This is a genomic window from Candidatus Krumholzibacteriia bacterium (genome assembly GCA_035268685.1).
Classification (GTDB): Bacteria; Krumholzibacteriota; Krumholzibacteriia; order JAJRXK01; family JAJRXK01; genus JAJRXK01.
This window is the reverse complement of sequence record DATFKK010000158.1, coordinates 25,020-50,255: the sequence shown is the minus strand read 5'-3', so window position 1 is coordinate 50,255 and position 25,236 is coordinate 25,020. Positions and strand designations below refer to the sequence as shown.

General features: G+C 69.7%; 18 protein-coding genes. 8 read left to right on the top strand and 10 right to left on the bottom strand.

Annotated features, from left to right (window positions below):
- From VKA86_15000 to VKA86_14990, 3 genes are all read right to left on the bottom strand, one after another.
- A partial coding sequence (locus tag VKA86_15000; protein HKK72516.1) for a hypothetical protein occupies nucleotides 1-478 on the bottom strand: 478 nt, incomplete at its 3' end.
- 165 nt (nucleotides 479-643) lie between these two features.
- Nucleotides 644-5,197, bottom strand: coding sequence for a GNAT family N-acetyltransferase (locus VKA86_14995; protein HKK72515.1), 4,554 nt, complete (start codon nucleotides 5,195-5,197; stop codon nucleotides 644-646).
- On the bottom strand, nucleotides 5,194-5,871 hold the full coding sequence (locus tag VKA86_14990; GenBank protein ID HKK72514.1) for a hypothetical protein: 678 nt from the start codon (nucleotides 5,869-5,871) through the stop codon (nucleotides 5,194-5,196). The genes VKA86_14995 and VKA86_14990 overlap by 4 nt, the downstream gene beginning before the upstream one ends.
- A 168-nt stretch (nucleotides 5,872-6,039) precedes the next feature.
- On the opposite strand from VKA86_14990, the gene VKA86_14985 reads away from it, so the two are divergent.
- The 3 genes from VKA86_14985 (at nucleotide 6,040) to VKA86_14975 (ending at nucleotide 9,832) form a co-directional block, all read left to right on the top strand.
- On the top strand, nucleotides 6,040-7,857 hold the full coding sequence (locus tag VKA86_14985; protein ID HKK72513.1) for a phosphoenolpyruvate carboxykinase (GTP): 1,818 nt from the start codon (nucleotides 6,040-6,042) through the stop codon (nucleotides 7,855-7,857).
- A 215-nt stretch (nucleotides 7,858-8,072) separates the two neighbouring features.
- Nucleotides 8,073-8,600: a HAMP domain-containing protein gene (locus VKA86_14980; protein ID HKK72512.1), complete on the top strand. Its 528-nt coding sequence runs from the start codon at nucleotides 8,073-8,075 to the stop codon at nucleotides 8,598-8,600.
- Between the two features lie 170 nt (nucleotides 8,601-8,770).
- The gene (locus tag VKA86_14975; protein HKK72511.1) at nucleotides 8,771-9,832 is read left to right on the top strand and encodes a cobalamin-dependent protein; all 1,062 of its coding nucleotides are present in this window, start codon (nucleotides 8,771-8,773) and stop codon (nucleotides 9,830-9,832) included.
- A gap of 63 nt (nucleotides 9,833-9,895) precedes the next feature.
- Here the strand turns inward: VKA86_14975 and VKA86_14970 are convergent, their stop codons facing one another.
- The 3 genes from VKA86_14970 to VKA86_14960 are packed head-to-tail and all read right to left on the bottom strand — an operon-like array spanning nucleotide 9,896 to nucleotide 15,136.
- Complete coding sequence (locus tag VKA86_14970; protein ID HKK72510.1) at nucleotides 9,896-13,006, bottom strand: error-prone DNA polymerase; 3,111 nt, start codon at nucleotides 13,004-13,006, stop codon at nucleotides 9,896-9,898.
- Nucleotides 13,003-14,481: a DNA polymerase Y family protein gene (locus VKA86_14965; GenBank protein HKK72509.1), complete on the bottom strand. Its 1,479-nt coding sequence runs from the start codon at nucleotides 14,479-14,481 to the stop codon at nucleotides 13,003-13,005. Before VKA86_14965 ends, VKA86_14970 begins: the two co-directional genes overlap by 4 nt.
- On the bottom strand, nucleotides 14,468-15,136 hold the full coding sequence (locus VKA86_14960; protein ID HKK72508.1) for a recombinase A: 669 nt from the start codon (nucleotides 15,134-15,136) through the stop codon (nucleotides 14,468-14,470). Before VKA86_14960 ends, VKA86_14965 begins: the two co-directional genes overlap by 14 nt.
- 261 nt (nucleotides 15,137-15,397) lie before the next feature.
- On the opposite strand from VKA86_14960, the gene VKA86_14955 reads away from it, so the two are divergent.
- The 5 genes from VKA86_14955 (at nucleotide 15,398) to VKA86_14935 (ending at nucleotide 20,409) form a co-directional block, all read left to right on the top strand.
- Nucleotides 15,398-17,011, top strand: coding sequence for a methyl-accepting chemotaxis protein (locus tag VKA86_14955; GenBank protein HKK72507.1), 1,614 nt, complete (start codon nucleotides 15,398-15,400; stop codon nucleotides 17,009-17,011).
- Nucleotides 17,012-17,089: 78 nt separating this feature from the next.
- On the top strand, nucleotides 17,090-17,938 hold the full coding sequence (locus VKA86_14950; GenBank protein HKK72506.1) for an NAD(P)-dependent oxidoreductase: 849 nt from the start codon (nucleotides 17,090-17,092) through the stop codon (nucleotides 17,936-17,938).
- A gap of 113 nt (nucleotides 17,939-18,051) precedes the next feature.
- Nucleotides 18,052-18,798 carry a hypothetical protein gene (locus VKA86_14945; protein ID HKK72505.1) on the top strand — a complete coding sequence of 249 codons (747 nt, stop codon included), beginning with the start codon at nucleotides 18,052-18,054 and terminating at the stop codon, nucleotides 18,796-18,798.
- Between the two features lie 79 nt (nucleotides 18,799-18,877).
- Entirely contained in the window at nucleotides 18,878-20,044 is a 1,167-nt protein-coding gene (locus VKA86_14940; protein HKK72504.1) for an acyl-CoA dehydrogenase family protein, read from the top strand.
- A 164-nt stretch (nucleotides 20,045-20,208) separates the two neighbouring features.
- Nucleotides 20,209-20,409, top strand: coding sequence for a CDGSH iron-sulfur domain-containing protein (locus tag VKA86_14935; protein HKK72503.1), 201 nt, complete (start codon nucleotides 20,209-20,211; stop codon nucleotides 20,407-20,409).
- Between the two features lie 73 nt (nucleotides 20,410-20,482).
- Here the strand turns inward: VKA86_14935 and VKA86_14930 are convergent, their stop codons facing one another.
- The 4 genes from VKA86_14930 to VKA86_14915 form a co-directional block, all read right to left on the bottom strand.
- Nucleotides 20,483-21,754: an Ig-like domain-containing protein gene (locus VKA86_14930; protein HKK72502.1), complete on the bottom strand. Its 1,272-nt coding sequence runs from the start codon at nucleotides 21,752-21,754 to the stop codon at nucleotides 20,483-20,485.
- 340 nt (nucleotides 21,755-22,094) lie between these two features.
- A complete protein-coding gene (locus VKA86_14925) occupies nucleotides 22,095-23,429 on the bottom strand; it encodes an HNH endonuclease signature motif containing protein (protein HKK72501.1) in 1,335 nt (444 codons plus the stop codon).
- A 472-nt stretch (nucleotides 23,430-23,901) separates the two neighbouring features.
- Nucleotides 23,902-24,867, bottom strand: coding sequence for a DUF1028 domain-containing protein (locus VKA86_14920; protein HKK72500.1), 966 nt, complete (start codon nucleotides 24,865-24,867; stop codon nucleotides 23,902-23,904).
- A 120-nt stretch (nucleotides 24,868-24,987) separates the two neighbouring features.
- Nucleotides 24,988-25,167, bottom strand: a complete 180-nt coding sequence (locus tag VKA86_14915) for a hypothetical protein (GenBank protein ID HKK72499.1) — start codon at nucleotides 25,165-25,167, stop codon at nucleotides 24,988-24,990.
- Nucleotides 25,168-25,236 lie beyond the last annotated feature (69 nt).

Below are 25,236 nucleotides of genomic sequence, written 5' to 3'. Positions count from 1 at the left end.
TCCGGCTCGTGAACCGGAACCGGCCCTCTCCGACCGGTTCGACCCACATGCGCAACATGCGACGCTCGTTCGGCGCGTCACAGCGTAGGAGGAAGGTCCCCCGCTGATCGCGGGCGCGGCAGCGATCGAGCATGGCGCGGTGTTCTTCGACCAGGCCGTCGCAGTCGTCGAAGAAGCTCCAGAAGGGACGGCCGATCACGCGGTTCGCGCGAAGCTCCGGGGCGCCGTTCGCCAGGGCGAAGGCGTCCCACTGGTCGGAGACGGCCACCAGACGACCGCGGGCGTCGATCTCGTAGACGAGGTCGTCGGGCGCGTCGACCGGCACGGGTTCGACCGCTTGCAGGCGGGCCGAGGCCGTGGCCGACGGGTTCCAGTCGTGCAATGCGATGATCTGCGAGTCGTGTGCAGATCCTCCGTCGCCGGCGGACGGGGCCGGCGAGAAACGGACGGGACGGGCGGGCAGACCGTTCGTGCGCATGGAAAGGGCTCTCCGGGGGGTCTTCGGGCCGGGGGCGCGGATGGGACTCTCCATCGATGACCACCAGCAAACGCTCCGCCAGCCGAGGGGGCAACTGCGCTTCTGTGTGGTCGGACCGCGGAAGCGTGATCACTCCACGGTCCTGGGAGAGGGCCAGGGACCGCTTCAAGCGTCCACGAAGCGTACCAGACCACCCCAGCGCCGATCGGCCCGGAATCCGCGCTTCTCACAGAATTCCCGCATCACGAACGAGGTCTTGACGACCCCGTGCCCGTGTCCGGCCGCCCGCACGCAGAAGTCCTCGAGCAGTCCGCTCGCCAGTCCGTGCCCCTGCAGGGACGATCGCACGACCAGACCGTCCACGTGGGCGACCTCCGGACTCTCCTCGCGGTAGATGAGTGCGGCCACGACGCGTTCGTCGTCATCGAGGACCACGAGGAATCGATCGGCCTCACTCGCCGCGCGGGCGAAGTGTTCACGGTAGAACAGCCGGTAGACCTGCCCGACCTCCTCGGCGCCCATCGGTTCGCGCACGTCGTAGGTCGACCCGGCGCGGTCGGCGATCCGCGTCCGCACGGTGACCCGCTCGTGCCCCGGCTCACCGAACTTCAGGACGTCGACGGGGCCGGCGTCGCGGCGGGTCGGGAAGACCATGCGGCTCACCGCGCGACGATGATCGTCGTCGAGCAGCGACAAGAGCTCGGACAGCTCCACGCGACGGGTGATCGAGGTGTCGGGGCGTACGCGGAGGGCCTCGAGCAGATCGTCGAAGATCCGGGCGGCGACGCCGGTGAGGTGCGCGAAGCACGTGCGGCGGAAGAGATGCGCCCGCGTGCGTTCCCCGTGGCGATCGAGGTGGTAGAGGCGGACCAGCGCCTCGATCTGATCGACCTGGGCGTCGGTGGTCGCGGCAGGGTTGATGGCGGTCCAACGGTCGAAGCGGGCCACGGCGAGGTCGACGGTCAGTGGGACATGGTGATCCACGATTCCGCGCGCGAGCGCTTCGTCGAGGATCGAGCGCAGGTCGCCCGGCAGGTCCGGGTCGTCGGCCTGCTCGAGCAGCGTTCGCGTCCCGCTGGCTCCGAGGACTTCGACCAGGGCCTCGACCAGCCACTGCGGTTCGATCCACGCGTCGCACTCGGGGTACTGGGCCACGACCCGCGGATGGAAGCCGGTCCACAGTGAACGCAACAGGTCGGCCGGACGGTCCGACGCCGCCCAGCCGGCCAGGGACAGCACGCGGGCCCCTTCGCGGAAGTCGTTCACCGGCACCACCACGTTGCTGGGCCGGGCGACCCCCGGGACCAGCCTGCGGCCGCTCCGGTTCCACGCGGCGATCACCGCACCCATGCCCCGCACGTAGATCCGGCGCCAGTCGAGGCGTTGCGGCAGTTCGCCGCCGGATCGCGAGGCTCCCACGGCGCGGCGGATCTGTTCCTCGACCGTCGGATCGTCGACGTACTCCAGGGACATGGCTCCGAGTTCGGGCCGCGAGCAGCCGAAGCGCGCGAGGACGCGTTCGCCGAAGGGGTGCCCGCCGATGGCCAGCATGCGGTAGTTCGTCTCGAGGACGTGCGCCACTGCCAGATCCCGACGAGCCACGATCAGCAGCTGGTAGTGGCGGCCGCTGCGGGTGCGTACGCTCCAGCGGAAATAGCCTTCGGCTCCCGCGCGCGGGCCGGCACTGCTGATCCACAGTCCGCCGGGCGCGATGTCGCCGGGGTCGAAGTCCGGCTCGTTGAAGGCGAGCTGGATCGACTGCACCAGGAAGCTCGGGGCGGACACCAGCTCCCACTGCCGCCGGCGTGCCGGTGCTTCGATGTCGTCGTCGAAGACGACCTCGTGGTCGGTCAGCGGCTGCCGATCGGCGAAGCGTTGGTTCAGCCGGGTCTCGTAGTCGTGGACCAGGTCGTCGAGCATCGCGCTCGCCCGGCTGGCCAGGGCGGGGTCGGCATCGTGTACCGCCCAACTCGCGAGCTCGCAGCGCACCGGATGGTAGAATTCGTCATCGTGTCGGGCGAAGTCGGCGAGCAGGCGCAGGACGTCCAGGAACTGCTTGCGGACCTTCTCGCCGGCGGGCCAGTCCCCGCTCTCGCGGTACGTGGCCAGGCGCTGGCGCAGGGCTTCGAGACGCCGCGAGCCGAAGCGTTCGGCGGCGATGCGGCGGATGGTGGCGTGGTTCAGGAACGGTCGGCCCGAGGCGATGAACGGACCGAAGGCCTCGTTGTAGCGCGCCGTGGGTTCGTCCAGCAGGAGCACGCGATAGGCCTCGCAGCGCAGTGTCTCGTCGTCGTGCGTCGCGAGCGACGTCAGGCGCTGCCGCAGGGCGTGATCGAGCCGCAGGTCGCTGCGGCCCAGAAGGGCGGCGAGCCGCTCGAGCGCGTCGACGGCGGCCGTCGTGGTCGCGAACAATACCGTCTGCACCAAGCCGTTGGCGGTGGCGAGCACCTCGTCGACCTCGGCGGTCGAGGGTCGGGGTCGGAAGTGTTCGACGGGTCGGTGGTCGGCCGGAAGCGCCACGTCGTCCTCGAACCCACCGAGCGGAACGTCCCATCCGTCCTTGCCCGGGACGAACTCCAGCAGGTTCGGATTGCCCAGCCACAGGTCCGGCTGGCGCGACAGACGTCCGAGGTCCACGAGATCGCCGTTCAGACGGTAGGCCAGGTCACCGATCCGGACCCGACCGTCGGCCTGGGGTCGCACCGTGAGCACCACGCCTCGACGACGGTCGACCAGCGCTTGCTCCGACGTCACGATGTCGTCCTCGAGGCCGCCCAGATCGCGCACCAGCCACTGCGGAAGGCGCAGGCGCAGACCCGCCACACGGCGCTCCACATACGGCTCGCGATACAGGTGTTCGATGGTCGCGGCGAAGTTCTCGGTGATCGTCTTCCGTCGATAGCTTCCCTTGGGCGTCAGTTCGCCCTGTTCGGTGGAGAAATCGCGATCGAGCAGGGCGTAGGTGACCACGCGTTCGAAAGGGGCGAGCCGGCGGTTCGCGGCGGCGATGACGTGTCCGAAGTACTCGTGACGGCTGTGCTCGTCGGGAGCGTCGCGCAGGACGGGGTCTTCGCGGTCGGGCACGACGAGCAGCGTGTTCCACGGACGGTGGTCGCCCACGAGGAACACGCGGCGGATTCCCGCGACCTCGGTGAACTGGTCCTCGACGCGACGCGGAGCCACGGTCTGTCCGCGGCTGTTCTTGTAGATGTCCTTCACGCGGTCGACGATCTGCAGATGACCACGGCCGAGTTCGCGGAACACGTCGCCGGTGCGCAGCCACTCGTCACCTTCGTCGTCGCGCTCGAGGGGTTCGGCCTCGAGGTCGTGTCCGTCCTCGGCCAGGTAGCGGGCCACGTAGGCGCCGCGGATCAGCATCTCGCCCCGGTCGTCGAGCCGGACTTCGATCCCGGGCAGGGGGCGTCCCACGGTCTCCTCGACGTAGTCGCCGGGGGGACTCATGGTGATGCCGCCGGTGGCCTCGGTCATGCCGAATCCACTGCAGAGGTCCACTCCGTGCCGATGGAAGAAGCGGAAGGTCCGCGGGTCCAGGTGGCCGGCCGCGCTCAGGCCCCAGCGCAACCGGTCGCCCGTGACCTCGCCCAGGGACTGCACCGTGCCCGTCTCCGCGCGCTGTTCGAAGGCGTCGCGGATCTGCTGCCACCGCTGCGGGATCGACACCAGTCCGGTGGGCCTGACCTCCGGCAACGCCGCGAGCAGGGTCTCGAACGACGGGTTGCCCGCGAAGACGTAGGTTCCCCTCCAGTAGATCGTCCCGAGCATCTCGAGGTAGCGCCCGAAGGTGTGGAACAGCGGGAGGTAGCAGAGCAGGGTCTCGTCGCGGCCGACCGAGGGCAGGGCCGCGCCCCGGCAGTAGCGCTTCGAGATCAGGTGGAAGGGCGTGAACAGCACGCCCTTCGGGCGGCCGGTACTGCCCGACGTGAACATGGCGGTGCAGGGTTCGTCGATCCCGAAGCGGCGCCGCCGCGAGAGCACCGCGTCGACGTCGTCGGTTCCGAGGTCGGCGGCGCGCTCGGTGAGCAGCGGAACGTCGCCGCGCTCGACAGCCGTTCCCGGTTCCAGGGCGAAGACCTCGAAGACGCGTCGTGCATCGGTTCCGACCTGCTGGGCCCGTCGCACGCGTTCGTCGGTGTCGGTGAGGACCGCGTCGACGTCCAGCCGGTCGCAGATCCAGCCCAGTTCTTCGTTGGACAGGTGAACACCCAGCGGGATCGCGAAGAGATCGCCGGTGAGACAGGCGAGGTCCGCGCAGGCTCCCTCGATGCCGTTCGCCGTCCAGAGGACGATCCGCGGTGCACGGCCGGCGGGCGTGTCGACGCCCCACAGCGCTGCGGCCAGCGAGCGGACCCGCCGGCGCACGGCCGCGTAGCTCCAGCCCGTGGTGTCGAGGTCGCCGCGGTCCGCGAAGAGGGGATGGTCCGGACGCTCGACCGCACGCCAGCGCAGCAGGTCGTCCAGGCGATGGTTCCGGCCCCGGATCGTCGTGAGCGCCCACTGGCTCCACTGGGCGCGCTGGGACGCATCGAGCGCCTCGAGGAATCGGGGATGCGCGGTGCGGTCCAGTGCGGTGTCCAGTTCGGTCCGCGTCGGGTCGGTCCGTGTAGCGCGTTCCAGTTCGGCGAGAGCGCGCGCGGCCTCGTCGGGCGTGAAGTCCCGGTCGATCGGTCGGGAGAGCAGGGCGTCGAAGGCGTCGCTCATTGCACCCCGACCACGTGGTCGGGCAGGGTGAGGTCGGGGTTGTGCTCCGCGTGGGCCCGGCGCAGCGTCACTTCGTCCACGGCCATGTGGCCGCCGGTCCAACGGGCCGCCTCCAATGCCTCGGCCACGGTCCGGCTGAGCCGCGTCAGGTTCGCGAATGCCACGACGGGCGATTCGCCGGGTCGGTAGGCCACCACGGGACCGGCGGGCGCGCCGCTGCGCGAGCTCTCCACCAGCAGCCAACGGTCGCCGGCCGCGAGCACCGGGATCCAGTTGGGCCGCCAGGGGACGGTCGTGTCGGACCGCAGTGCGTCGTAGCGCGCGCGGGCCTGGTCGGCCGACAGGAGGCGGTAGTCGAGGACGAAGGGTCGGTCGCCGTGCGGATCGCCCCATCGTTGCCACAGCAGTGCGAGTTCGTCGTTCACGGTGAACGGCAGCTCTTCGAACAGCACCTCCACGGCCGCGCGCTCCATCCCGGCCGGGGCGGACCATCCCGTCCCCACGGAATCGTGCCAGGCCGCGATCTCGTCGAGCGCGTCACCGAAGGCCGTCTCGTCGAACTGGACCTTCGCCCTCGACTGGTGGACGGGTTTGGCGGCCGGTCCGGGCTCCGGACGTTCGCAGGCGGACAGGAACAGGACCAGAGCGCCCAGCAGGGCGAGCGAAAAGCGCATGATCGACCGGCCTCACGGAAATGGAATGCAACCAGGGTAGAGACGCGGGGCGCGTTCGTCCATCGTAGGGGGCACTGCTTTGCCAAACGTGCAAGGTGTTGATAGCGTTGCCGAATCGGCGCCTCACCACGAGCGCCGGACACCCTGCGATCTCGAGGGGAAGAACCCATGGCGGACACGCAGACCGCACCGGCGGCCACCACGAATCAGAAGCTGCTCGACTGGATCGAGGAGATGCGGGGCATGCTCGGTCCCGATTCGGTGCGCTGGTGCGACGGCAGTCCCGAAGAGTACCAGCAGATGGCCCAGGCCATGGTCGACGCGGGAACGGCCATGTGGTTGAGCCCGGAGAACCGCCCCAACAGTCTGTACGTGCGCAGCGATCCGGCCGACGTGGCCCGGGTCGAGGACCGCACCTTCATCTGCGCCGAGGACGAGAGCGACGCCGGACCCACCAACAACTGGAAGTCGCCGGCCGAGATGAAGGAGATCCTGCGTGGCCACTACGACGGCTGCATGGCCGGTCGTGAGATGTACGTGATCCCCTACTCGATGGGTCCGGTGGGTTCGCCCATCGCGAAGATCGGGGTCATGGTCACCGACTCGCCCTACGTGGTCGCCAACATGCACATCATGACCCGCGTCGGAACGCAGGTGCTGGAGGTGCTCGGCGACAGCGACGACTTCGTGCGCGGCGTGCACTCGGTCGGCTATCCGCTCGACGCTCCGAAGAAGCCCGACCAGCCCTGGCCGTGCGACGGCGAGAACAAGTACATCACCCACTACCCCGAGACGCGCGAGATCTGGAGCTACGGCAGTGGCTACGGGGGCAACGCGCTGCTGGGGAAGAAATGCCACGCGCTGCGCATCGCCTCGGTGCAGGCCCGCGACGAGGGCTGGCTCGCCGAGCACATGCTGATCCTCAAGCTCACCAATCCCGAGGGACAGGTGAAGTACGTGGCCGGAGCCTTCCCCAGTGCCTGCGGGAAGACCAACCTGGCCATGCTCGTGCCCACCATTCCCGGCTGGAAGGCCGAGACCGTCGGTGACGACATCGCGTGGATGAAGTTCGGCGACGATGGCCAGCTCTACGCGATCAATCCCGAGGCCGGCTTCTTCGGTGTGGCTCCGGGGACGAGCGAGAAGAGCAACCTGAACGCCATGAAGACGCTGCACGGAAACTGCGTCTTCACCAACGTGGCCCTGACCAGGGACCACGACATCTGGTGGGAGGGCATGACCGACACGGAACCGGCCGAGCTCACCGACTGGATCCGTCGTCCGTGGACTCCCGCGAGCGATCGCACCGCCGCGCACCCGAACGCGCGCTTCACCGCGCCGGCGCGGCAGTGCCCGGTGATCGCCGACGAGTGGGAGGATCCGAAGGGCGTGCCCATCAGCGCGATCCTCTTCGGCGGCCGCCGCGCGACCACCGTGCCCCTGGTCACCGAGGCCTTCGACTGGCAGCACGGCACCTTCCTCGGATCGATCATGGCCAGCGAGAAGACCGCCGCCGCCGCCGGCACGATCGGCGAGCTGCGCCGCGATCCGATGGCCATGCTGCCCTTCTGCGGCTACCACATGGGCGACTATTTCGCCCACTGGTTGAAGGTCGGCAGCCGCGAGGGCGCGAAGATGCCCCGGATCTTCTACGTGAACTGGTTCCGCAAGGACGATCAGGGCAAGTTCATCTGGCCGGGCTTCGGTGAGAACAGCCGCGTGCTCGAATGGGTGTTCGGTCGCTGCGACGAGGAGGCCGAGGCCGTCGAGACACCGATCGGCCGCCTCCCCACCGCCGACGCCCTGAACACCGAGGGGCTGGATCTCGACCGGTCCAAGCTCGAGGAACTGCTCGAGGTCGACGTCGACGGCTGGAAGCAGGAGCTGCCGCTGATCGACGAGCATCTGTCCAAGTTCGGCGACAAGCTGCCTCAGGGGCTCCGCGACGAGCTCGAGGCCCTGCGCCGCCGGCTCGACGAAGCCTGATCGCGGTCGACGATTCCACGTGGAGTGCGGGCGGTCCCGGTCGGGGCCGCCCGTTTCCGTTCGCGCCGCATCGTGGCGCGTGGTTCGGCGGATCGCCGCCGGCCTCGGCGAATGGCAGAGAGCTTGCTCGAAGGCCGGCGACGTCGCCCGTCCTCGATGCGGCCGCCACGCCCGGCGCCGGAATCGAGGGGGCCCATCCACCGGGGACGGTTGCCATGAGCGAGCATCGGAGCTCGAAGACCCATCGCCCGCGCCGTCGCTTCGTGGTGAACCGGCGCTACCAGGTGCAGTTCGCCATTCTGCTGGTGATCTTCCAGTTCAACGTCGGCATCCTGTACCAGGGGATCCTGCAGATGCGTGTCGACGCGATCGCGCGGGAAGCCGGCACGCTCGCCGATTTCACCGAGATGAACCTGTGGAACGCGCTCCTGCCGTCCATGCTGGGCATCTCGGTCGTGGTGGCCCTCGTCAGCTACGTCATGGGCCTGTTCTTCTCGAACTCGATCGTGGGCCCGATCCCGCGGTTGCGGACGGCCCTGCAGCAGATCGCGCGGGGCGACTTCTCGCCGCGGCTGCGCTTCCGTCCCGGCGACGCCCTCGAGGACGTGGCCGACGACGTGAACCGCCTGGCCGCAGCGCTCGACGCCCGCTACGGCGAGCGAAAGGACGACGCCGAGACGTCCGACGAGGTGGCTGCGACGCCCGATCCCCAGGAAGGCGAGCCGGTCGGGACGCACGGCTGACGCACTCGGATTCGTTGCACATCGCAGAATCGCAACGGCGGGCTGCATCATTTCGGGTCCCGAGGTCGAATCCTCCAGTGGTTGACACCGGGCCGGTGGCTCGGGAAGCTGGTCGACGGCTTCCGAACCGACGCCGGCCCGCCGGGCGCCTCGCGTCAGGAGGGGACGACATGGCGCAGTCCGAACGATTCTCGGCCCAGGTTCTCGAGAGCGGGGCCCGCGGCTACGCAGCTCTGGCCACCACCGCACTCCTGGAGCGCCGCCCCGACCTGAGGGCCGAAGGCGACGAGGCCCGCGCCTCGTGGCGCGCCCACCTCGTCCAGCGCATGCTCGAACTGCAGACGGCCGTGGCCCTCGGGCGCCCGAACCTTTTCGTCGAGCGCGTCCGATGGTCGCGCCGGGCCTACCAGGCGCGGAGCGTGTCCGAGTCGCAGCTGCGCGATGCGCTGCAGTGCCTGCGCGAGGTCCTGGCCGAGGAACTGCCGCCCCACGGTCGGCAGGGCGTGCTCGAAACGGTCGACCAGGCCGTCGCCGACTTCGAGCGGCCCATCGAGATCGACGAACGCGAGGTCGACCCTGAGTCGGCGAACGGACGTCGAGCCATGCTCTATCTGTTGTCGGTGCTCGAGGGCCGGTGCCGTCGGGCGGTCGACGAGCTGTTGCAGGTCCAGCGCGAGGAGGAGCTCCCCCTGCGGAGCTGCATCCTCGACGTGCTCGTGCCCGCGCAGCGCGAGATCGGGCGGCTCTGGCATCTGGGCGACAGCAACATCGCCGAGGAGCACCTCGTGACGTCGACCACCAAGCGTGCGATCGCCGCGCTGTCCCACGCGAACACGGTCGCGCCCCCACGGGGCCTCACCGTGATGACGGCCGCCGTGGAGGGCGACACCCACGACGTCGGTGGGCAGGCATTGTCGGCACTGCTCGAGGAGCAGGGCTGGAATGCCGTCGATCTCGGTGCCGACGTGCCGGCCGAGGACATGGTGGGTGCGCGCGTGGCCTTCGAGCCGGATGTGCTGGTGGTCTCGGCCACACTTTCGATCCAGCTCTCGGCGCTCGAGCGGACGGTGCGTGCATTGCGGGCCGAGGCCGGAGGCGACGTCCGGATCCTCGTGGCCGGCTCGGCATGTGCCCAGGACGCCGACCTGCCCGTTGCGTGGGGCGCCGATGCCGTGGCGTGCAGCCTCGAGGCGGCGCTCGACCAGGTCGAGAGCTGGTTCCCCGCCACTTAGGCCGCGGGCGCTGAGCGCCCCCTTGGGTCCACGACCTCCGAGACGGAGACGATCGGCGGGCGATCAGTAGAAATCACGGGACGGCCGGGACTGCATCTCGGTCTCCAGTCGCGGCGGCCACAGGTTCTCGACGATCACGTGCACCACTCCGTCCTGGTTCTGCACGCGGCCCGTCACGCCGATCAAACTCGACGTGCGCACCAGCACCGCGTGGCGGGTGAAGACATCGGGCCACAGGACCAGGTTCACGAAGCCCGTTTCGTCCTCGAGTGTCATGAAGGCGGTGCCGCCGGCGGTGTGCGGGCGCTGGCGCGCGATCACCAGGCCCACGTAGCGCACACGGTGGCCGTCGGCCGTCGCGCGCACGGTGTGGGCGTCGGGCAGTCCGCGGCGCTGCAGTCGTGGGCGCAAGGGGGCCAGGGGGTGACCGCGGGTGCTGTGGCGCGAGGTGCGGTAGTCCCATTCGATCGCGTCGAACCAGCCCAGGTCGCGCAGGCGGGCGCGGTCCTCGCGTTCCTGCAGGGCGAAGCGATCGGCGTTCTCGCGGTCGAAGCCACGGGCCTGCCACAGGGCCTGTCTCCGCCGGCCGTCGAGCGATCCGAAGGCGCCGGCCTCGGCCAGGCGCGCGAGCACGGCGCGCTCGAGTCCCGTGCGCCGGGCGACGTCCTCGATCGAGCGGAAGGTCTCACGGCGTCGCGCGGCGAGCACGCGCTCGGCCTGGTCGGTGCGCAGTCCCTTGACCCATTCCAGGCCCATGCGCACGGCGAAGCCCTCGGTGCTGTCGGCGCAGCGTTCGAGCGTGCACTCGAGGTCGCTGTGCCCGACGTCGACGGGGAAGACGGCCACGCCGTGGCGCTGGGCGTCCTCGATCAACGTGGCCGGCGCGTAGAACCCCATGGGCTGGGCGTTCAACAGCGAGCACAGGAAGGTGGCCGGGTGATGGCGTTTGAGCCACGCGGTGGCCCAGCCGATCAACGCGAAACTCGCGGCGTGGCTCTCGGGGAAGCCGTACTCGCCGAAGCCGCGGATCTGTTCGAACACGCGCTCGGCGAACTCGCGCTCGATGCCCTTGTCGACCATGCGGGCGATCAGACGATCGCGGTGGCGTTCCAGCTTGCCCGTCTGCCGCCAGGCGGCCATGTCGCGGCGCAGTTGGTCGGCCTCGCCGGGCGTGTAGTCGGCGGCGACCACGGCCAGCTTCATCACCTGCTCCTGGAACAGCGGCACGCCCAGGGTCTTCTCGAGCACCGGGCGCAGGGACTCGTGCGGGTAGGCGACCTCTTCCTCGCCCCTACGGCGGCGCAGGTAGGGGTGGACCATGCCGCCGGTGATCGGACCGGGCCGGACGATGCTCACCTGGATGACCAGGTCGTACCACACCTCGGGCCGCAGGCGCGGCAGCATGGCCATCTGCGCGCGGCTCTCGATCTGGAACACGCCGACGGTGTCGGCCTCGCGGATCATGGCGAAGGTCGGTTCGTCGTGCATCGGGATGCGCGCCATGTCCAGGTCTACACCCTGGTGCTCCTGCAGCAGACGCATGGAACGATCGACGGCGGCGAGGATTCCCAGCCCCAGCAGGTCGACCTTGAACAGGCCGAGGTCCTCGAGGTCGTCCTTGTCCCACTGGATCACGGTGCGGTCGTCCATGCTGGCGTTCTCGATCGGCACGAGGTCGTGCACGGGTTCGTGGCCCAGCAGGAATCCACCGGGATGGATCGACAGGTGCCGCGGGAAGTCCTGGATCTCGAGCGTGAGCCGCAGCAGGTGGTGGTGCACCGGACTCTGGGCGTCGAGTCCGGCCGCGCGCAGAAGATCGGGGGTGACGGGGTTGTCGTAGCTCAGCAGGTTGGCCAGACGGTCGAGCTCCACCGACGGCAGGTCGAGCACCTTGCCCACCTCGCGCACCGCCGACTTCGAGCGGTAGCGGATCACGTTGGCCACCATGGCCGCCCGCGTGCGCCCGTACTTCGCGTAGACGTGCTGGATCACCTCTTCGCGGCGGTCGCTCTGGATGTCGAGGTCGATGTCGGGTGGTTCGGCGCGCTCCTTCGAGAGGAAGCGCTCGAAGAGCAGTCCCATGCGCACCGGATCGACGGCGGTGATCCCCAGGCAGTAGCACACGGCCGAGTTGGCGGCCGAACCGCGGCCCTGACACACGATCCCGTGCTCGCGACAGAAGCGGACGAGTTCGTGCATGGTGAGGAAGTAGCCGTCGTACTCGAGCTCGCCGATCAGGCGCAGCTCGGTGTCGAGCTGGGCGCGCACGTCGGCGGGCACGCCGTCGGGGTAGCGTTCGCGGGCGCCCTCGAGGGTCAGGGTGCACAGGTGCTCGTGGGTGGTGGTGCCGTCGGGCAGTGCCTCGGCGGGATAGCGGTAGTGGATCTCGTCGAGCGAGAAGCGGCAGCGCGCGGCGACCTCCTCGGTGCGGCGCAGGGCATCGGGGTCGTCGGCGAAGAGCATGCCCATGCGCACCGGCGGCAGCAGGGCGTGGCCGGCGTTGGGGCGGGTGACCCGGCCCGCCGTCGACAGCGTGACGCCGTGACGGATGCAGGCGAGCACGTCCTGCAGGTCGCGGCGGGCGCGCACGTGGTAGAGCACCTCGGTGGCGGCGACCACGGGCAGGTTCCAGCGCTCGGCCCGCGCGCGCAGACGGCGCTCCCGGTCGACCTCGCTCGCGCGGCGGTGGCGGGTGGCCAGGGCGTACAGACGATCGCCGAAGGCGGCGCGCAGGTCGCGGGCCACGAACACCGGATCGGGTTCGGCGGTGATCAGCGCGGTGTCGCCGCCCCACAGGGCGATCAATCCTTCGGCGTGCTCGCAGACCTCGCGCCAGGTGACCCGGCTCTCGCCCTTGGGGCAGCGGCGGCGGCCGAGGGTCAGCAGACGGCACAGGTTCCGCCATCCGGCGCGGTCCTGGACGAGCAGCACGAGGGTGCTGCCGTCGTCGAGCGTGACCTGGCTGCCGTGGATCAGCCTCAGGTCGGTGTTGCGCGCGGCCACGTGCGCGCGCACCGCGCCGTACACGCCGTCGCGATCGGTGAGCGCCAGGGTCGACAGGCCGAGTTCGACGGCGCGGTCGACCAGCTCGGCCGGATGGCTCGCGCCCTCGAGGAACGAGTGGTTCGACTTGCACCACAGCGGTGCGTACGAGACGAAGCCGGCGGCGTTCATTCCACCGACCCCACCTGGAACCACCGTCGTCGCCGCCGGTCGAAGTAGACCCACAGCCAGCCGCGGTGCGCGGTGCGCACGTAGTGCAGTTCGCGGTGGACCTCGCGGTGCCACCACGCGCCCTCGATCACGTAGGGGCCGATCACCTCCTCCACCGCACCTCCCTCGAGGCCGAGGATCATCCAGCCGTCGGGTTCGTGGCGTCGCTGGCTCGACAGCGGCACCGGCCGCGGAAGGATCCGGCGCACCAGCGGCGGGTGGCGCACCGCGCGCGGCGACGCCACGGGAAGATCGGTGCAGCGGTCCCAGCGGAAGCGCGCCTCGGGCAGGTGGCCCTCGGTCAGCCGGGCCACGCGCACGGCGTCGTCGCCGAGTTCGGCGCGCAGCCGGGCCAGCGCCCGCAGCCCCGCCGCCGGATCGCGTTCGACGTGGGTGTCGAAGAGTTCGGCCTGGGCGGGATTCCCGGCGACCCCGTGCAGTTCCAGTTCGAGCTCGACGACCTCGTCCTCGAGCGGAGTGCCCTCGAAGCGCAGCCGCACCAGTTCGAGCACGCGCGCGCTCTGCAGGGTGGGCGCGGCCGGTTGCAGACGTTCGGTGCGGGGGGCGGCCTTCTCGAAGCGCAGGCGGAGTTCGATCGTCTGCAGCAGGTGCTGCCGGGCGGCCAGCGTGCGCAGCAGGGGCGGCAACTGCTGGCCGACGACGGCCAGGAAGCGATCGAGGTCGCGCTCACCGTGGTCGAGGCGTTGCTGCGCGTGCACGGGCTCGCGCGCGGGCACCGGCTGCAGGGGAGTCCACAGGTCGCCGGTGGCCAGGCGCACCAGGCGCACGACCTCGTCGCCGAAACGGCGGCGCACGCCGGTGCGCGGCAGACGGACCAGGTCGTCGACGCGTTCGATGCCCAGCTTGTGCAGGGCGTCGCGCGCGTCGGGTGGCAGGTCGAGCCGCGCCAGGGGCACCGCGCGGGCACGGGCCATCTCCTCGTCGGGATCGCGCAGGACCTGTACGGCGACGCGTCCATGCCGGGCCAGGGCGTAGGTGCCGAAGCGGGTGAAGCCCACGGCGATGCGCGCGCGCAGGCGGCGGCCGGCGAGGTCGTCGACCACCAGCCGCGCCCAGCGTTCGAGCGAGGGATGCAGCAGGCCGAGCCCCGAGGCGTCGAGCCAGAACACGCCGGGCTCGTCGGTGCTCGGTTCGACGCCGGGGGCGAACACCCGCAGGGCGGCGACGATCTCCTCGCGCACGGCGGCGACGCGCGCGTCGGGGACCGTCCCCGCACGCAGTTCGTGGTCGAGCGCGCGCGCGGTGGTCGCGCGCATGCCCGGCAGGATCCGCCGCTGCCGTGCCGCCTCGTTCACCTGCGACAACACGCCCTGCGAGGTGTCGCGATCGATCACCGCCGCCGGGTGTTCCCGCCATTCGGGGTGGTCGCGCAGCAGCAGCTGCAGCGGCAGGGCCAGGACGTCAACACAGGCCATCCGGTCCACGGCGGACCTCCTCGTGCGCCCAGCCCGGCCCGCGGCGCTTGTCCTTGCTCGCGGTCAGCCGGCAACGGAAGCGGCCCTCGCCCAGGCGCAGCGTGGCGCCCTCGGCGCGCAGCGACACCAGGGGACCCTGGCGGGGACCGCGCGCGTCGCGCGTGAGGCTGAGCAGCGCGGCCCGGTGGTGACGCGCCAACCCCGCCAGCCGGGCCTGCGCCGGCAGCGGCAGGCCGGGGCCGGGGGGCAGGTCGAGCACCACCAGGCCGAAGGCCCCCGAGCGCAGCAGGTGATCGGCCGCACGGGCGCCCGCCCGGGGGTCGGGAGCGGCGATCACGGGCAGGGCGTCGAGGTCCAGTCCCGACGCCGCGGCGTCGGGCGGGTGGAAGCACGATCCGCCCACGGCGACCCAGGCCACGGGCTGGCCCTCCTGCTGCGCCTCGACGGCCAGGCGCGTGGCCAGACTCAGGCGCGGAGTGTGGCTTCCCGTGAGCTCGACGAGCCGGCCGCTCAGTTGCGACAGGCTCCAGTGGGGCCGCGCCTCGGGCGCGGGAGCGACGGGTTCGGACGGCGGCGGTGGGGCGGCTGCGGGGACGGGGGCCACGAGCGGGCTCGTGTCCGGCCCCCCACCCGGCAACGGAGCAGGACTCGCCATCGGCGATGCCTCCGGTGGGGACGATGCGCATTGCGGAGCTGGATTTCGGTTCCCGGCCCCCGTCGCGGGGGAGGTGAGGGCGACGGCGGAGTCGGCCGAGACGGACCCATCATATACAAACAAATGTTTGGTGTCGAGGGCTGGAACGAGATTCCGTGTGAAGGTCCGAACACGCAACTCAAGTCCTTCCCGGGAAGCGTCGATCATCTGCACGGGATCCTGGAGTTCCTCTCATCGACCCGGCGCCCCGGGAACGAGGTCATGCGCAAGACGAGTATTCAGATCAAACTCCTGTCCTTCCTCGCGCTCATCCTGGTCGTGATCCTCGGGACATCGACGGGAATCACGGTCTGGCAGACGGGAGACCTGCTCACCGAGGCGGGCGATCGCGGGGTCGAGGCCCTGGAGAAGGCCACCGATCTGCAGGCGACCACGCTGTTCGCGTCGTTCGAGAAGGGCGCGCGGCGTTCGCTCATGGTGGGCGACATGGACGAGTTCCAGTACCTGCTCGAGGACCTGGCCGAGGTGCCGGGGGTCCACGAGATCGGTCTGACCGGTCCCGAGGGCGCACTGCTCTACCAGGGCCGCAGCGACGGCGAAGCCGTCGGACTGACCGCCGAGGAGTTCCGCCACACGGTGGCGCAGCAGGGTGAGATCGACCATCAGGCCGAGGACCGCGCGATGGTCCTGTCGCGGGCCTACCTGCTCGACGACGACTGCCTGCAGTGCCACGACGGCAGCCCGGGTGACCTCTCGGGTGTGCTCTACCTCACCTACGACACGTCGGCGCTGAACGACCTCCGGGCCGAGTCCGAACAATTCGTCCAGCAGGCCCAGCAACGCGGAATGGTCCAGAACGCCGTCCTGGGCGTCGTGGCCCTGCTGATCACGCTCGGCGGGACCGTCGTGCTCGTGCGCCGGGTCATGTGCCGGCCGCTCCGCCAGTTGATCGACCGGGCGCACGCGATGGCCACTGGCAACGCCGACCTGACCGCGCGCATCGAGTGGAACAGCGGCGACGAGTTCCACGAACTGGCCGATGCCTTCAATGCCTTCATCGAGAAGATCCGGGTGGCGATCGTCGGCGTGACCGATCGCTCGCGCCGTATGACCGAGGCCGCCAACGAGCTCATGCGCGTCGGCCAGGAGGTCTCGCAGAACGCCGAGGAGACCACGGTCAAGGTCGACGTCGTGAAGACGGCGTCGTCGCAGATCGACGACTCGGTGCAGATGGTCGCCGCGGCGTCCGAGGAGATGAACGCGACCATCGGCGAGGTGGCCCAGAACGCCACCCAGGCCTACGAGGTGGCCAAGGAGGCACTGCAGGTCAGCGACACGAGCTCGGCCACGACCTCGCAGCTGGCCGAGAGCAGCACGGCGATCGGCAACGTGATCAAGATGATCGACGACATCGCCGAGCAGACCAACCTGCTGGCGCTGAATGCCACGATCGAGGCCGCGCGGGCCGGCGAGGCCGGCAAGGGCTTCGCGGTGGTCGCGACCGAGGTCAAGGAGCTGGCCAGCCAGACCACCAAGGCCACCGAGGACATCGCGCGCCGGGTCGAGGGGATCCAGAACGACGGCCAGGCCGGCGTGGCGGCCATGCAGTCGATCCGCGACATCGTGGGCCGGATCAACGAGATCGCCGACATGATCAGCAGCGCGATGACCCAGCAGAACGCCGCCACCGCCGAGATCGCCCAGAACACGAGCGAGGCGGCGCGTGGCACGGGCGACATCAAGCAGAGCATCGACGTGGTGTCGGAGGTGGCCTCGCGCACGCTGCAGAGTGCCCACGCGATCAACACCACCAGTTCGCAGCTCAACGATCTGATGGCCGAGATCGAGAAGGAACTCGACAGCTTCCGCGTCTGATCCCGGGCTTGCCCCACAGGGCGAGCCGACGCATCCTCCGCGCGACGGTCCCGGTCGCGCGGAGGTCTTCGCATCATGCTGTCCAGTCTTCGAGGTCGAGTGGTCGTGGTCACCGGTGCCAGCCGGGGGATCGGCCGCGCCATCGCCCTGCGGGCCGCCGCCGACGGCGCGCGCGTGGTCCTGGCCGCCAAGACCACCCGCGAGCACGCCAAGCTCCCCGGAACCATCCACCAAGTGGCCGCCGAGTGCGAGGAGGCCGGCGGTGAGGCCCTGGCCGTGAAGTGCGATCTGCGCGACGAGACACAGATGGCCGAGGTCGTCAGCTCGGTGCTCGAGCGCTTCGCGACGATCGACGTGCTCGTGAACAATGCCAGCGCGATCTCGCTCACGGGCACGCTCGACACGCCCTTCAAGATCTACGATCGCATGTTCGACGTGAACGCCCGCGGCAGCTGGGGCATGACCCGGCTGTGTCTGCCGCACCTGCTCGAGTCCGACCACGCGCACGTCCTGAACCTGGCCCCGCCGGTGGATCTCGACCCGAAGTGGTTCGCGCGGCACAGTGCCTACACGCTGGCCAAGATGGCGATGAGCCTGTGGGTGCTGGGGATGAGCCAGGAATTCGCCGGGAAGGTGGCCTTCAACGCCCTGTGGCCGCGCACGACCATCGACACCGCGGCCGTGCGCAATCTGCTCGGAGGCGAGCCGCTGGCGCGGCGGAGCCGAACGCCGCAGATCATGGCCGACGCCGCGCACGCGGTCCTGCTCCGCGATCCGAAGTCCTTCACCGGTAACTTCTGCATCGACGAGGAGCTGCTGGGCGAGACCGGTGTCACGGACTTCGAGCACTACGCCGTGGATCCGAGCGAGGACCTGCAGATCGATCTGTTCGTCGACGAGGACGGCGGCGGGTCTTCGATCTTGTGATCATCACGAATGACCCTTCGTGGTCCCCCGGTCGACGGCCTACCGTTCGGCCAGTCCCCCGCTCGTGCGCGTCGCCCACGAGACGAATCGGCTCGCACAAGAGAGGTGCGCCCGTGTTTCCCGACCACGGTTGCCATGGTGAAGTCGCGCTCGGTTCCCTGCCCACAGAGGTCGAGGAGCGTCTGGCCTCGCTGCCCGGCGAGTGGCTGGAGTTCGAGATCGAGACGCGGCGGATCGTCGTGCGCCACGCCCAGCCCTCGAGTGGGCCGGACCTGCCGGTGATCGTGGGTGAGTTGGTGCAGATGCTCGCCGAGATCCCCGCCGAGCTCCACCGGAACGTCACCGGCGGCGACTTCTTCGTCCACACCTACGACACCGGACAGTTCGTGCGGCTGCACGTGGAGACGGGTGGGGTGATGAGCCTCCAGTGGGCGCAGCCCGACTTCGCGCGGTCGACGAAGAAGGCCTACGGTGGCGGCGACGAGATCAGCATCGACCCTCCCGTGCAACGGCTCGACGGCCGCGTGGTGCTCGAGACGAGCGACCCGTCCGGTGCCGCGGCGAAGCTCCAGGCATTGGCCGACGAGTTCGAGGGTCTGTACCCGCAGGGCGAGTGCCGCACCATCGCCGACGACTCGAGCGGACGGGTCGAAGTCACCATGGAGGCATTGAACCTGGATGCCGCGCAGCTGATCGACACCCTCGGACACCTGGCCCGGTCCGGCTCGTTGAACGGGCGCTTCCGCGTGACCGCCTTCGGCCGCGAGATCATGCCCGAAGAGAGCCTGCGGGTCGTGTTCGAGAGCGGCGAGGTCTTCGTCCAGCATCCCGTGCTGTGGCCCGAGGGCTCGTCCACCTGATCCCGCCGACGCGGTACGCGCGCTCGCCGGCGCGCGTGCCGTTCCTGCCGAACCGAACCCACGCCTGCGGAGGAAACCCGTGCTCGACCACGGTCTGACCGAACACCAGAAGATGATCCGCGATCTGGCCCACAAGATCGCCGAGAACGAGATCCGTCCCGTCGCCGCCGAGTACGACCTGTCCGGCGAGTTCCCCTGGCCGATCGTCGAGAAGATGGCCCAGGCGGATCTGTTCAGCGTGTTCGTCGACGAGGAGTACGGCGGTCTGGCCAACGGCACGCCGATCATGAACATGGCGGTGGTCACCGAGGAGCTGAGCAAGGCCTGCGGCGGCATTGCCCTGGCCTTCGCCGGCAGCGCGCTCGGCGCCCTGCCCATCGTGTTGGGCGGCAGCGAGGAACAGAAGAAGAAGTGGCTGCCCGACATCGCCGCCGGCAAGAAGATCTGTGCCTTCGCCCTGACCGAACACCAGGCCGGCAGTGACGCCGCCGCGATCCGGACCACGGCGATCAAGGACGGCGATCACTACGTGATGAACGGCACCAAGCAGTGGATCACCAACGGCGGTGAGGCCGACATCTACTCGGTGATCGCTCTCACGAATCCCGCCAAGGGTCCGCGCGGCACCAGCGCGATCGTCGTGGAGAAGGGGAGCGAGGGTCTGTCCTTCGGCAAGAAAGAGGACAAGATGGGAATCCGCGGGTCGGCCACCCGCGAGGTCGTCATGAGCGACTGCCGTGTGCCCGTCGAGAACTGCCTCGGTCGCGAGGGGACCGGCTTCATCACCGCCATGCGCACCTTCGATGCCTCCCGCCCCGGCGTGGGCGCGCAGGCCGTCGGTATCGCGCAGGGAGCGCTCGACCTGGCCGTGGACTACGCCACCGAGCGCAAGCAGTTCGGCACACCCGTGTCGTCGTTCCAGGGTCTGCGCTTCATCATGGCCGACATGGCCATGAAGGTCGAAGCCGCGCGGTCACTGGTCTACGCCGTCGCCCGCTACGTCGACATGCTGCCGAAGGAACGGCCGACCATGTATTCGGCCATGGCCAAGTGCTATGCCGGCGACGTCGCCATGGAGGTCACCACCGACGCCGTGCAGGTCTTCGGCGGCTACGGCTACATGCGCGACTACCCCATCGAGAAGTACATGCGCGACGCCAAGATCACCCAGATCTACGAGGGCACGAACCAGATCCAGCGCGAGGAGATCAGCAAGATCCTCGTGAGCGAGCACCTGGCGCGGTAGGCGACTCCGACCTCGGCAGCGTGATGGGCGACTCCGATCGAGGGGTGTGCCTCGGACCGTGATTTCCTAGACTGGGTTCCGTACTCCCTGCCCGGAATCCGCACCCGAACGAGGAGGCCGCCTTGAGCCAGGATCCGCAGATCGCCCAGAAGTCGCCCTACGTCATGGAGCTCGAGCCCGGTAAGTACGCGTGGTGCGCGTGCGGCCTCTCCGAGGGTCAGCCGTTCTGCGATGGCTCGCACAAGGGAACCGGCCTCGCGCCGATCGTCTTCGAGCTCGCCGAGCCGAAGAAGGTCGCCCTGTGCGGTTGCAAGCACAACGGAACCGGCGAGGCCTTCTGCAACGGAGCACACTCGAAGCTCTGAGGCCGGTGGGAGCGATGCCCACCCCCGGAGATGCGCGGTCTTCCGGGGGTGGGTGCACGATCGGAGGACGTGGTCACCGTCGTGCCTTCGCTCCGCTCCCTCCGTCGTCGGCGAAGGTGAAGAGCCATTCGTCGTAGGTGGCCACGCGGTCCTCGACGTGGTCCCACTCGTCGGTGTCTTCGCGGACCAGTCCGACGCCCGGGGCGTGCCAGAGCGTGGCGTCACCTTCGAGCAGGGACGTCGGGCCGTCACGGATCACGTACTGCAGTGACACCTTCCAGCAGTCCGACCACACCACGACGGGGCCGATGGGGCCGCCGTCGACGGTGGTGATCGGTTCGAGGGAGAGGTCCTCGCGCGACACCACCGCGCCGGAGTAGTGCAGGGACGCGGTGACGTCGCCGAAGGGCGTCGTCGTGTCTCCGCTCCAGCCCGCGGCGGGGATCGGTGGCAGCGGAAGCCACGTCACACGGTCGGCGAAGCGCGCCTCGACCGGCGTGCCTTCGTCGAGTTCACCGTAGCCCAGGTACCACACGGCGTTGCCGTCGCGCTCGAAGACATCCCACTCGTCGGCCTCCGCCGGCGGATCGTCGTGGAAGTCGCGGACGTACACGCTTCCGTCCGCCCGTTCCTCGAAGGAGCGCGTGAAGCCGTACCCTTCGAACCGCGGGGATCCGTCGCCCTCGGTCACCGTCTCGAAGCCTCGCCATGTCTGTGTCCGGCCGTCGACCACCGGCCACGGGTCGGCGGTGCCACGGACGTCGATGCGGTCGTCGATCGCGTCGAGCAGCAGCAGGAGCTGACCCCCGATCGTACTCGGCTCGAAGCGCGCGGTGTCGATCGGTTCGCTGAAGGTGAAGACGATCGTCGACGTGGCCGGATCGACGCTGGTGCCATTGGCCGGCTCGACCGAGACGAGCTCGGGAGGCGTGACGTCGGCGGCATCGCCGGTGGTGAAGCCGAACACCGTTTCCTGCTCGAGGGGCTCGCCGGTGATCGACGTCGCATCGGTGGTGATGACGATCGTGATCGTCGACGATGGTGGCAGGTCCGGCTCGAACTCCATGACGACGCTCGTGCCCGAGCCGCGCCGGTAGGCGGAGGCGGCCGGGGCCTTCGAGTCGGTTCCGTCGTCGACCGCCGTGTCATCGGCGATCGGCATGACCGATGCGATGCGAGGTACGGTGGAGTCGCGGCCCGGACCGGTCGGGTTGGAGTCGTCGTCGTCACCACAGCCGACGACGAGCAGCAGACACGTCGACGCGATGGCGGTGACGAGGACGCCCAGCCGCCGCGCGAGCGTCGCGGCCGGCGACGGGAGCGCGTGGTGGGGGGCGCGGAGCATGACCACCTCCTCTTCGAGGACGACGCCGTGCCGTGCGGCACCGCGGCATGCGACGACCGCGCGAGGAACGGCGGCACGCCAGGTACGGGCCGGCCACGTGTCGCGGCAACGAAGTCTACGACGTTCCCCGCCCGCCCGGACGCCCGCTGATGCCAAGTGATCATGATCACTTGGTACCGCTCCGGAGCCGGAGCGGTCGGTCGTCCGCGCGCGGCGGTCGTTCCAGTCTGCGCAGGGAGGGCCCGCGATGGCCGGACCCGGGCGGGCCGCGGCGGGCGATGCGACGGCCGGTCCCCGGCGGCCGGCCACGGGCAGGGTGCCGGTGTGTTTCGTCGGGATCTCAGGACGTCGTTCTTCGATCGGCTCCGCAGCGGGTCGCGCCCGACTTCCGCCGCGGAAGCGGCCCGAAGACGCGCTCGGCGGCGCGCCGGTTGTGCGCGGCGCAGAGGACGCGGAGGTTCTCGGCTTCGTGCGATCCACCCAGTGCGAACGGCTGGACGTGGTCGATCTCCAGGTTGCGTGTGGCGTTGCAGCACGTGCCGTCGGGAGCGACGAAGGTACAACGGTGGCCGTCGCGATCGAGGACGGCGGCGCGGGTGTCGGCGGGGACGTGGCGGGAGCGTGGTGCGGGTGCTGGTCGGTTCGCACCCTCGACTTCGGTCGAAACGTGGTTTCGCGTGTCGTCGCTGGCCGCGGTTCTGGTCTCTTCATCCCTGGAGGCCTGGGTATTGGTCTCGACCGAGGGCCCGGTCGACGGCGCGCTCGCCCGGCCGCGAGTCGGGTTCTTCGCGGATCGCCCGGGCTCGGCCCTGCCGGCGGACTGCTTCCGGGCCGGCTTCTTCTTCGCGAGGTAGAACGCCACCAGCTCGTTGAACGCGTCCTCGAGCGACATGTTCGCCGGGAGCTTGTGAGCGAGGATGGCCCTGGCCTGTTCGAAGGACTCGTAGTCCTCGGCGGTCAGGCTGAAGGAGAGGGAGACGCGTTCTTCGGTCTCCGGTTCAGCGGCCGCTTCGGTGGCGGTGGTTGCTTCGGTGGCGGTGGTTGCTTCCGCCGCGGAAGTGCGAGCGGGCGTCGGACCGGCGGGCGATGACGAATCCGCTTCCGCCGAGGAAGTCCCGTTGTGCCCGGCGTTCGACGTCGCTTCCGCTCCAGAAGCCGCGACTCCAGCGCCGCTGGCGATCGCCACTTCCGCACCGGAAGCACCACCCGACGAAGCTCCCGCCCCGCCGGCCAACAACGGAGCCGGCTGCGAAGTCGGCTTCCGCACCACCTGCCGACGCACCCGCTCCACCGGCTTCGCCACCGGCCGGCCGCAGGCGAGGATCCGCTCGACCTCCCGCTGCGACTTCCCGTCGATCGACTCCAACAGCGCGACCGGATCGTCGGCCGAGTTCAACGGCCCGATCACCTTCGCCAACACCGTCAACGAGGTGCGATGCGACCGCAGCATCTCCAGCACGAACGGATACCGCGCCACGATCTTCGTCGCGGCATTGCGACGCGACGCCGCTGCGAAGGAGTAGTCCAACCGTCGCACGAGCAGATCCCAGATCGACTCGTACCCGGCGTCGAGATAGGCCTTCGTTCGATAGCACTCCACGAGTGCAGCAATCAGCTCGACGGTCGCCGAGTGCTCCCGCCGACGCAGCGACTCCAACTTCTCGATGATCCGCACGATTCGACGAACCCTTTGGGAGGCGGGTTCATCGGCAGTATACACCCGGTTTCGCGAAGCTCTGAGAGAGCACCAGAGCGACGAACGACGACCATCGAGACGCGAAAGTCCCGACGGCCGCGAACGGCCGACACACGCAAAGCGAGCCACGTCAGACGGAGAGCCAACCCTTGGCGACCCGACTCCGGAATCCGCCCACGAAAGACCCTGTCAAGCCCCTCACGAACGAACCTGGGGATGATTCACGAAGAACCGTACAACGCTTTCCGAGACCTCACAGGAGCGAGTCGACCCACGAAGCCGAGTCCGCCCGTCGGCGACGGGCTCGGCGACCAACTCGTCCACGAGCCCACTTCCACCGCGGAAGCCGCCCCCACCTCCGCCACGCAAGCAGATCCCGCCCCGGCCATCACGCCCACTTCCGCCGCGGAAGCGAGCACGCGCCACGACGCCTCGAAACCCACGCCCGGCCTCACTCCCCGACGATCCGTTCCAGCATTTCTTCGTCGACCTGCAGGAAGCCGCCCTCGACCAACCGCGGGGTCAGACGTCGCCAGTTCTCGCCCTGCTCGAAGATGCGGTGGAACATCGCGATGGCACGATCGTCTTCGCCGGCGTTGGCCAGCGCCACGGCGAACCAGAAACTCGCCTCCAGGTTGTCGCCGAGCACGGTCTGGGCCTCGCCGTAGGCCTGCTGGGCGGCATCGACGTCGCCGCGCTCGAGGGCCAGGTCGCCCTCGTTCATCTTCTCGTAGCCGCGGTGGACCTCGAGCAGTCGGGTGAGTTCGCCGACGGGATCGTCGTGGTCCTCGACGCGCAGGTCGACGACGACGTCGGCCCACGGGCGGCCGGTCGGGGTTCCGCTCACCACGAGCAGCGCCGCCGACTGCTCGCCGCGGATGTCGCCACCCTCGTCCTGGGCGGCTTGCAGCGCGGCCAACATGCGGGCGGCGAGGTCTCCGTCGGTCGAGCGGAACGCCGAGGCCATGGCCTGCGGCACCGTCTCGCGATCCATCAGATTGGCCTGCACACTGAAGTTCTCTCCGGTCACGTGTCCGGCGTGGGGAATGCAGTTCGTGCCGGTGTGTGCCGCCACGTTTCCGTCCGCATCGATCATCGCGACCTGGCGGATCTCGGGATGGGCGTCGGCGACGAGCAGACCTTCCAGCGATTGCGACGCCGATCGACCGGCCCGCATGAGGTCCAGGCCCAGCGGCCCATAGGTGGGATCGACCAGCGACTGCGTCGCAACCGCACCGACCCCGGCCTGGGCCCACGGAACCAGCGCCCCGACGCTGAACCAGTGCGACTGGACCGCGACGCCCAGTTGTCCTGTGTCGGGATCGCGGGCGACGATCGAATAGGTAGCCCGGGCGGGCGTGACGAACAGGGAGACGGAGGTGAGAACCAGCAACAGGGCCAGGACGATGCGACGCATGACGGACCTCGGGGTTGGAGAGGAGCCGTCAGTCTAGCGGTCGTCGCACCCGACGTCAGCCCGCGCACTCGGCCCGTCCGTCAAGCCCGCCCGTCAAGCCGACGCGTCGAGCTCGCGCACTCAGCCCACGCGCTCGGCCCGTGCACCGGAGGCCAATGCCGCGGCCACGAGCGCCAGGCCTGTCCCGACGTAGTCCTGGGCGTTGACCAAGGCGAGGATCGCGACGAGCAGCGCCACGACCACGACGATGCGGGCTTCCGGACGTGCAGGGGACGTATGCGGCGCCGGTGTGCCGTTCATGGGCGACCTCCGGGGCGGGGGATGATGGTTCCTACGGTTGGCATCGCTCACGGGGTTCCGCGAAATCCC